At 52.0% G+C, this 3,041-nt stretch carries 2 rRNA genes; both read right to left on the bottom strand.

The features are described 5' to 3' along the window. Positions 1-35: 35 nt before the first annotated feature. Positions 36-151 (bottom strand): 5S ribosomal RNA (gene rrf, locus E8M79_RS00010). A gap of 134 nt (positions 152-285) precedes the next feature. After that, positions 286-3,008 (bottom strand): 23S ribosomal RNA (locus E8M79_RS00005). Between the last annotated feature and the right edge of the window lie 33 nt (positions 3,009-3,041).

Genomic DNA, 3,041 nt, shown 5'->3' with positions numbered 1-3,041 from the left:
TTCGAGATCGTTTTGAGACCATATGTTTTTGGCAGACCTTGCAGTGACCTACTCTCCCAAGCCTTGAGACTTAGTACCATTGGCGCGGAGGAATTTGACGGTCGAGTTCGGGATGGGATCGGGTCTTGGGCTCCTCGCAAGAACCACAAGGTCAGCGAAAAACATATGGGTGAATTCTGGTTTTTGTTCTGTATTGGACCAACAACGCGCCCATGCAAGGCGTGTTGGTCTGGTGTATTCTAACCGATCGAGATCACATTTCTATGCGGACATAGATTAATGAGAACGATCAAGCCAATCGAGCTATTAGTACCGGTAAGCTTCACACATTGCTGCGCTTCCACACCCGGCCTATCGACGTGGTGGTCTTCCACGGCTCTCAAGGGAATACTCGTTTTGAAGGAGGCTTCCTGCTTAGATGCTTTCAGCAGTTATCCCGTCCGAACTTAGCTACCCTGCAATGCGGCTGGCGCCACAACAGGTCCACCAGAGGTTCGTCCAACCCGGTCCTCTCGTACTAGGGTCAGCTCTTCTCAATATTCCTACACCCACGGCAGATAGGGACCGAACTGTCTCACGACGTTCTAAACCCAGCTCACGTACCACTTTAAATGGCGAACAGCCATACCCTTGGGACCTGCTCCAGCCCCAGGATGTGATGAGCCGACATCGAGGTGCCAAACAATGCCGTCGATATGGACTCTTGGGCATTATCAGCCTGTTATCCCCAGCGTACCTTTTATTCGTTGAGCGATGGCCCTTCCACGCGGGACCACCGGATCACTATGACCGACTTTCGTCTCTGCTCGACTTGTCAGTCTCGCAGTCAGGCAGGCTTATGCCATTGCACTCAGCGACCGATTTCCGACCGGTCTGAGCCCACCATCGCGCGCCTCCGTTACTCTTTGGGAGGCGACCGCCCCAGTCAAACTACCCACCATACGCTGTCCCGGACACTGTTATGCCGCGGTTAGACATCTATGACGATAAGGGTGGTATCTCATCTTGCGGCTCCACAGAAACTAGCGTCCCTGCTTCAAAGCCTACCACCTATCCTGCACATGCCGACACAAATGCCAGCGTAAAGCTATAGTAAAGGTGCATGGGGTCTTTCCGTCTGACCGCAGGAACCCCGCATCTTCACGGGGAATTCAATTTCGCTGAGTCTATACTGGAGACAGTGGGGAAGTCGTTACGCCATTCGTGCAGGTCGGAACTTACCCGACAAGGAATTTCGCTACCTTAGGACCGTTATAGTTACGGCCGCCGTTTACCGGGGCTTCAATTCAAGGCTTTCACCTCTCCTTTTAACCTTCCGGCACCGGGCAGGCGTCAGACCCTATACGTCGTTTTGCAACTTCGCAGAGCCCTGTGTTTTTAGTAAACAGTCGCCACCCCCTCTTTTGTGCCACTCCTACAAGGTTGCCCTCGTAGAAGTCATGCTTATCCCGAAGTTACGCATGCAATTTGCCGAGTTCCTTCAGTATAGTTCTCTCAAGCGCCTTGGTATACTCTACCAGTCCACCTGTGTCGGTTTAGGGTACGGTCAATATTGGTGGAGCTATTTCCTGGAACCGGCTCATCGCACCCCCAATCCAATAAGGGGATACGAACCTGCGCGATCCGTCACTACCACCTGGTTCACGAATATTAACGTGATTCCCATCGGCTACGCATTTCTGCCTCACCTTAGGGGCCGACTAACCCTGCGCTGATTAGCATTGCGCAGGAACCCTTGGACTTTCGGCGAAAGTGTCTCTCACACTTTTTGTCGCTACTCATGTCATCATTCGCACTTCCGATACCTCCACGGCCCCTCACAGGTACCGCTTCGCAGGCTTACGGAACGCTCCGCTACCGCTTGCACGTAAACGTGCAAACCCTAAGCTTCGGTGCATAGTTTTAGACCCGGTACATCTTCGCCGCAGGAACGCTTGACCAGTGAGCTGTTACGCTATCTTTAAAGGATGGCTGCTTCTAAGCCAACCTCCTGGTTGTCTAAGCATTCCCACATGCTTTCCCACTTAACTATGACTTGGGGACCTTAGCTGTAGGTTAGGGCTGTTTCCCTTTTGACGATGGACCTTAGCACCCACCGTCTGTCTCCCGAGTAGTACTTCTGGGTATTCGGAGTTTGGTTAGGTTTGGTAAGTCGGTGAGACCCCCTAGCCCATCCAGTGCTCTACCCCCCAGAGTATTCGCTCGAGGCGATACCTAAATATCTTTCGCGGAGAACCAGCTATTTCCAAGTTTGATTGGCCTTTCACCCCTAGGAACAAGTCATCCCCGTAATTTTCAACTTACGTGGGTTCGGCCCTCCAGTAAGTGTTACCTTACCTTCAGCCTGCTCATACCTAGATCACTTGGTTTCGGGTCTAATCCAACTAACTTAACGCCCTATTCAGACTCGCTTTCGCTGCGCCTACACCTAACGGCTTAAGCTTGCTAGTTAGACTAAGTCGATGACCCATTATACAAGAGGTACGCCGTCACCCTTGCGGGCTCCGACTGTTTGTATGCATCCAGTTTCAGGAACTATTTCACTCCCCTCGTCGGGGTGCTTTTCACCTTTCCCTCACGGTACTTGTTCGCTATCGGTCGTGCACGAGTACTTAGGCTTGGATAGTGGTCTACCCATGTTCAGACAGAATTTCACGTGTTCCGCCTTACTCGAGGACCTCAATGCTTTCTACCGGTACGGGGCTATCACCCACTATGGCGGATATTTCCATATCCTTCCCGTTCTTACAAAGAGGCCACTGGCCTGGTCCGCGTTCGCTCGCCACTACTAACGGAGTCTCGGTTGATGTCCTTTCCTCTGGGTACTTAGATGTTTCAGTTCCCCAGGTTAGCTCCCTTTCGGGTGACCTAAATGGTCGGGTTTCCCCATTCGGAAATCATCGGATCAAAGCTTATTCGCAGCTCCCCGACGCTTATCGCAGCGTATTACGTCCTTCATCGCCTGTGCACGCCAAGGCATCCACTGAATGCACTTAAGACGCTTGATCGTTCTCATTATCAATGCCCGCAACATCAACAAC

Origin of the sequence: Devosia sp. FKR38 (assembly GCF_005222805.1) — a bacterium.
In the GTDB taxonomy this organism is placed as follows: Bacteria; Pseudomonadota; Alphaproteobacteria; order Rhizobiales; family Devosiaceae; genus Devosia.
Note: the sequence above shows the minus strand (reverse complement) of the source record. Positions and strands in the feature narration are given on the sequence as shown.